Annotated in this window: 6 protein-coding genes; all 6 read right to left on the reverse strand. The window is 63.7% G+C overall.

Going from position 1 to position 6,504, the window contains the following annotated elements:
- Window positions 1-585: 585 nt before the first annotated feature.
- Window positions 586-990, reverse strand: coding sequence for a hypothetical protein (locus LBC97_11700; protein MDR2566690.1), 405 nt, complete (start codon window positions 988-990; stop codon window positions 586-588).
- A gap of 59 nt (window positions 991-1,049) precedes the next feature.
- On the reverse strand, window positions 1,050-1,655 hold the full coding sequence (locus LBC97_11705; GenBank protein ID MDR2566691.1) for a winged helix-turn-helix domain-containing protein: 606 nt from the start codon (window positions 1,653-1,655) through the stop codon (window positions 1,050-1,052).
- 486 nt (window positions 1,656-2,141) lie between these two features.
- On the reverse strand, window positions 2,142-3,041 hold the full coding sequence (locus LBC97_11710) for a hypothetical protein (protein ID MDR2566692.1): 900 nt from the start codon (window positions 3,039-3,041) through the stop codon (window positions 2,142-2,144).
- Window positions 3,042-3,277: 236 nt separating this feature from the next.
- Window positions 3,278-3,832: a hypothetical protein gene (locus LBC97_11715; protein MDR2566693.1), complete on the reverse strand. Its 555-nt coding sequence runs from the start codon at window positions 3,830-3,832 to the stop codon at window positions 3,278-3,280.
- The gene (locus tag LBC97_11720) at window positions 3,786-4,433 is read right to left on the reverse strand and encodes a hypothetical protein (GenBank protein MDR2566694.1); all 648 of its coding nucleotides are present in this window, start codon (window positions 4,431-4,433) and stop codon (window positions 3,786-3,788) included. Before LBC97_11720 ends, LBC97_11715 begins: the two co-directional genes overlap by 47 nt.
- Window positions 4,434-4,660: 227 nt before the next feature.
- Window positions 4,661-6,504, reverse strand: a 1,844-nt coding sequence (locus LBC97_11725) for a type I restriction enzyme HsdR N-terminal domain-containing protein (GenBank protein MDR2566695.1), incomplete at its 5' end; no start/stop codon positions are given.

Below are 6,504 nucleotides of genomic sequence, written 5' to 3' on the forward strand. Positions count from 1 at the left end.
ATCAGAGACGCCCAACTGGGCGCCGGCAGCGCCACGACCACCCTGATCGCCCTCGCCTGGCTGACCGCGATCACAATCCTGTTCGCCGCCCTGGCAACGCTGGGCGGCAAGCGCCGCGCGACCCGCCCCTCCTAAAAGACCCGCCCAATGTTCACGTGTCGGCTTCTTATGGGCGTTTGTGTCTCACCGGGCCGGGGGTGCTGACTATCCGCAGTTATTGCGGTCGCTACAGAGGTTGATGCGGGTGGGTTTGCTTCTCGGAGCGGTCTTGTGCTCCCGCTTCGCGCGGGAGTCCACCCAGGCGAGTTCTTGGGCGGTCAAGCGAACGGAAACCACCTGCGACGGCTGGGCTCCGCGTCCCGGAGGGCCCCGGCCGCGCCGCTTGGGCTACTCACCGCCAATCCACCGAGGTGGGCGCAAACCGCCGCCGAGCGTCCGCTGCCAACCGCAGCCACACCTCTGCGTTGACCAGCAACAATGAACGCGACCGGCAATTGCCGACGGTCAGCGAATCTTGCCATTCAATGTCACGTAGCGCGCCGAATCGGAACCCGGCCACCGAGCCGATTGGTTGGCGGGGTGACGTCACTCGAAAGGCGGCATCTCCTCCACCAACCGCTCCGCGATGGCGACGATGGCACCGGCCGCGTCCGCGTCTTCCAGAGCATCGGCCGACTGCATGCTCGGTTCGTCATCGTGTGGATATTCCTGCCGATTGCGCCTTCGCCGCAATCGCTCGAACGGGCGCAGAACCCCTCCCATGGGAGGGTCAAGTTGCGCTCGCGCGGCTTCGTACACAGCCAGGTGACCACCCCGGCTGGTGGGGCGCAGCCCTTGGCAGACCAAGACGGCGACCAACGCTTTTCTGGCTGCGTCGTAGACCAAAGCCTCGGCACCTTCTGGGTCTGACTGGGCAGCGCTTCGCCCGGTCGCCAAGTGGTTGTTTGACTGACGCAGCAGCCGCGCAGCCATGCCGCGGTTGACCGGCACCGCCTCAAGCGATCCTTCCGCCAAGAGGGCGTCAATAGTTGAGCTCCCTTGCCCCCACCTCACGGTTCACCCACCGCCGGTCGTGCAAGTTCGAGAGCCGTCATGGGGCGTTCTTTGACGGTCTTCAGAAACGGGTCCTCTGGATCCGGATCGTTCCATCGCTCAGGGCTGACGCGCCGGATGTTGACCTCGCGGCGCAACCGGTCACTTGCCGCCGTGGCAGCCCGGTCCAACTCGTCCAGGCCGGCCCGACCGACCGCGATCACGTCCACGTCGTCGGGGATCGGTCCAAGTTCGCCTCGCCGCCGCGCCGCCCACGATCCGTAAACCCATGCCTGGTCAACGCCTGCGACGCCGCTCAGTATTTCCTGCAGCACCGGCACTGGCCCGTAGGTGACCGCCATCAACTCGGTCAGGGGAGCCGTGAGCACGCCCGCTTCCCCCCGACGCACCAAACGCATGTTGCCGTGGCGGCGATCCGCCAAAAGGCCCGACCGAACCAGACGATCAACCTCCTTGGCCACCGCCTTCACGCTGGCGCCAAGCTGAGCGGCTAGCTCAGTCACGGAGAACTCACGTTCCGGCGACAGGTAGGTGGCAGCCAAAATCCCGCCCTGCACGTCGGAGCGCAGAAACGGAAGCAACGCGGGAGCAGCAGTTCGCATAAGACTACCGTATAACAGGAGCCAATAGAGTCCACCATGCGGTCCGCGCGGCGCGCCTCCGGTCGACGCAACGCCGACAGAACGTCGCGATCACGCTCATCGCCTTGCCCTGGCTGACCGCGATCACAATCCTGTTCGCCGCCCTGGCAACGTTGGGCGGCAAGCGCCGCGCGACCCGCCCCTCCAAAAAGACCCGCCCAACAAGCGGAGCCACCGCAAGTTCGCCCAAGCAACCGGCCGAACCACGTCTTGACGCTGATCCATTCGCATGCCGAGCACGGCCCGCCGGAGCTGCAGCTGGCTCATCGAGTTATGGCAGGCCAACTTCCTTGGGTGGCCGACGGCGAGTTCCTGGCGGCCCTTGGCGGTTGGCGACAACAGCAATCCCGGGCACCGAGAGTCCCCGCTCCGCGAAGCCCCCCCCCCGCGACGGCTCCAGCAATGGACGTTCGACCCGGCAGCCTGATCTTCTCGCTGGTGGTCACCCTACTGAAGGTCAGTTCCGGCGAGCAGCGCTTCGATTTGGGCGCGGTTGTCCTCGTAGAACTGCCTCCCGAGTTCCCGCTGCACTTCCTGAACCGTGTCGAGGTAGTCCGTTTCCAGGCGGCAGTCGAAGTCGGCCAGGGCGATCGCCGCTTCGGCCCGCGTTCCGTCAGGGGAGGCAGCCGTGTTGGTGCCGCCTTCGCCGCTCGATCCGGTGGCCCAAGCCAAGCGCCAAGCGTGCTCCGGATTGGCGAACGCGCTGAAGCCGTTGGCCGGGTCGCCATCGGACGGCGCCGACAGATCCACGCCGCGGCTTGACATGCAGGTGCTCCATGCCTCCGCAGCCGCTCGGACACGAGGATCATTGGGCGTCATCTGTCTCCCGACCCCCTCCATAGCCACACGGAGCTCACGGTAACGTTCGTGAAATGCGAGGTCCAAGCCGTAGTCAGGCTCGGGATTGGCCGCGATTGCCGTGCCTGCGCAGCCCAGAGCGCCCGCCTCTGGATCGTTGCCCTCCATCGCCTCGTCGTAGGCGATCCGGCCCTCTTCCGTGAGAGACAGGCGATACTCGTCGTTCTTGGCGTTGGCCGCGGCTAGTTGTTCTGCTTGCTCTGCGGCGACGGTCTCGGGGTCCGGCGTCAAGTCGAGTCCGTAGCCGTGGGTGGCGACCAATTCGCGATCTACCGGCAAGTACGGGACGTGGACTATGTCTTGCGGCGGCGGCACCGGTTCGGCGTCAATAATGATGTCTTCATATTTGACCGGGTAGTACTCGAAGCCGTGTTCAGCCATGCATCCCGCAATGGCGTCTTGGACCACCGCATACCAGGCGCCCTTCTTGGCGATGAACGCTTCAATGCTCACCGAGCCAGCGCCGAGCGCGGAGAAGGGGCCGGCCAAGGGCGAGTCCTCCAGCGTCTGGCTTGCACGGGCAACGTACCCTTGGCCGCCGTCCCCTCCGAGCGGAACCTCAGTCGCGGCTGCGGAAGCGTTGGCCGATCCATTCTCCGCCTGCGGGACGTCTCCTCCTGGAGAACAAGCGGCCGTCAGAATTGCGAACCCCACCACAAGCGCTCCGAGACCCGTATTGCGTGGGGCGCAATATGCGACCGGGGAATGGCCGCTCTGCCGTTGGCTCATGCGTTGAGATAGTCGTGGCCGCAACACTGCTGGCCTTGCCCGGCGCCGCCCCAGAACAGCATCGCATTGTGGGTCTTGGGCCCGTAAACGCCGTCAAGGTCGCTCCCGGCGAACCCCAATACCGGACCGACTGGCGCCGCGCCCGCGCGAACTGTCTTCTTCATATCTTCCCCCGCCTCAATGAAGTACAGGCCGACGACGCTTGCCGCGCACACAATCCGCCCTGACAGCCATTTTACGTGCTCATCGACGGTCAAGTTGCCGCTGGCAGGGCATAGCATCCGCAGCTTCGCGTCAATGACGGCTCGGCGCTCAGCGGACCGATAGCGAATACGGGCGTCCTTGTGCGTCACCCCCAGCACCAGTTCCCCAGCTTTGGCGATCCATTCCACGTCCTCGACGTCGGTGCGTCCGAACATCTCTAGGATCGTCGTGGCGTCGAAACCTTCAGCTCGGAAGAAGGCCGGGACGGCGATACGCCCCAAACTGTGATCGACCAGAATCCTAGGCCGCGAGGGCGAGGTGGGTTCGGATGATGGACTCGACGTCATCCGCGCTGACCCCCATCTCATCCGCCACTGCGGACAGCTTCTCCCCGGCCTTGAACAAGGCGAGAATGTCCTCGATTCGCGCGCCGGAAGCCTCCGCTATTTGCTGGCCGAACGAGAAACGCGGATCAGCGACCACGGGAGTCTCACCGTAGGCGGTCAGGCGCACTCGGCCGGGCAAGTTGTCGTCGGTGTACATGATCGGTTTGAGCCCGATCTCGATAATTCCGGGCAGGCCGCCTTGGCGGTCCCGTGCTCGTTCCCTCTCAGGATCACCGCCCCTGGCCAGATTCATCAGGATGTCTCGGCCGTCGTGGGCAAGAACGCCCCGCTCCAGCATCCGGTCGCCCAACTCGCGGCGGACGGCCTCTATTCCGGAGGCGATGGCCTGCATCGAGAGTTTCCCCCTGCGCAGTTCACGGTACAACTGGGCTTCAACCAGTCCGATGAACGGCAGGCGCGGCCCTTTGCTCTCGCCCGGCAGCATGGTCAGCAGGCCCGGTTTCCGAGTCCAATACCTCAGCGTCTTAGCCGGCATGGCGAGGTGGGATGCGGCCAACGGGACAGTGTAAAGCGGCACCGTGAAGCGTGCGTCATCGATCATTGCCCATCCTTAGCTCGCCAGACGAGCCCATCATACGAACCGGGGGCATCACTTGCCCGGATGACGAGGCAATGGCTTGCCGCGCGTCAACCTTGGCCCCAAGGCTGTGATCAGGCACTTCGATCTGGCCGGCGACCGGCGATGCCGTGGCCGCCTTCGCCGCCACCACCCTGACCGCATTGGGCGGCAAGCGCCACCCGTCCCGTTTCTTCTGGCGAGTCAGTCGATCAGAGGTAACGGCGGACCGTTTCCCGGAGCGCGTCCGCATGCAGGTAGATGTCGCTCGCGGCGCCCAGCGGCACTCGGGTTTCCTTCTTGTCCGCGTCGAACAGGCCGAGGTACTTCTGCGCCCGGTTGAAGTGAAGCCGACATATGGGCTTCCGGTTGTTATCGTCCAGCAGTATGGCGAAATAGCTCTTGGCGTCCCGGTCCACGACCCGTTCGTAGGCGACGTCGCTGACCACGATCGCACGCACTATGGCAAATCCCTCCAACTCGTCGAGGGTGGTCTCAATCTCATCTTGGAGTTCCTTGGACTCCGCCTCCACCTCTGCCACGGCGATGTCGCTCGGCGCTTCGCCCCTGAGGGCAAGTTTCAGGCGTTCGTTCACTCGGTCGCTGACGAATTGTGCGCATGCCCTGGTGACAAGCTTGGCGAACGTCTCGCGCAAAGCTGGCGAGACCCTCCCTTGGTAGACGCGAGACACCAGCAACCGGACAAAATCATCGGTCGGGCTGGCGAATATCTCGCCCAAGGCACTCTTGAAGGCGGAAACGTACTTCAGTTCTTCGGCGGACGCCAGAACCGAATCCAGGTCGAAGGAATCCTTGGCCAGTTTCTTCAACTCGGGGACCACATGCGGATCAATGGCAAGCAAGTCGAGGCGCAGGAAGGGAGCCTCGTCCATCACGTTGGGCCGGTCGAGGTCGGTGTAAAACTCCCAAGTCCGCCCATTGGTCAGCGCGCCGATTCTGGCTTTTGACACCGCGAAATAGCGAGTCAACTGACTGGCATGGTCACGCTTCAGAGACTCCCCGATCTTTTTCGCCTCAACCAGAATTTGAACCTGTCCGTCCCGGACGATGGCGTAGTCGATCTTCTCGCCCTTCTTGATTCCAACGTCGGCGACGAACTCCGGGACCACCTCGGCGGGGTTGAACACGTCGTATCCCAGCACGCGGCCGATAAACGGCATGATGATCGCGGTCTTTGTCGCCTCTTCGGTCTGAATCGAATCCGCGTATTCGGCCACCCTGGCTGCCAGATCTTCAAGGGCGTCGTCAAACGACATGGGGGGAACCTCCTTGTGCTCAGCGTCTAACCTTACAGGTCCGGCCGCGCCGGACGGCCGCGAATCGCTCTGCGCGCAGCGTCGTTCCAACACCGCGAACACGTCGTCGGCCAACAACTGATTGTGGAACCGAGCGAACAGGCCCTGCCCTTTTCGCAAGAGCTTGATCGCTAGCTTGCGGGCCGCCGACACCACTGCGGGCGAGAGCTCTATGGGCCCATCTGCGTAGATTTGCCGGACAGTTCCAGCCGTCACGTAGAAGTTTCTCTGCCTTGCGAAGAGCTTCACGCGTAAGGGCAAGCGGACGCCGCTGGAGACGTTCATGAACCAGATCTGCCGCCAGGCGCCACCAGGCCTCGCGCGCTCCTCGAAAGCCACAAGAACCTCGACGTTGTTGATGGACAAGGCGAACAACCGGCGGTGGTTTTGCGAGCGATTGGTCGATGGCATGGCCGTCAGCGACCAGAATCTGCATTCCGTCCGGTGGGGCCATGGAACGACTCGTTCCAGATACGTTGCGATTCCGTCAACTATGACCTCATAATCGCCGCGCTCACGCAATTGGGCATGCTGCTGCCTCATGCGGGTAGTGGGCGGGAACTGCTCTCGCGGCCCGAGCACCAACCCCGCATCGGTCCCAAGAAGCCATTCGTCCGTCAGCGCGTGGTCAACCACCAGGTCAAGCGCTGGGCTGATCTGGGGGAGACCGACCAGATCGATGTTGCGCAGGCAAATGCCTTCGCGCTCCTTGGCGTGAATGGTAGATCGTTCCAACCCGT

Source organism: Bifidobacteriaceae bacterium, from assembly GCA_031281585.1.
GTDB lineage: Bacteria > Actinomycetota > Actinomycetes > Actinomycetales > WQXJ01 > JAIRTF01.

What these genes read in the sequence shown, in the direction of transcription:
- LBC97_11705 (MDR2566691.1), bottom strand. Translation starts at nt 1,655, where the DNA reads ATGCGAACTGCTGCTCCCGCGTTGCTTCCGTTTCTGCGCTCCGACGTG.
- LBC97_11720 (MDR2566694.1), bottom strand. Translation starts at nt 4,433, where the DNA reads ATGATCGATGACGCACGCTTCACGGTGCCGCTTTACACTGTCCCGTTG.
- LBC97_11715 (MDR2566693.1), bottom strand. Translation starts at nt 3,832, where the DNA reads ATGACGTCGAGTCCATCATCCGAACCCACCTCGCCCTCGCGGCCTAGG.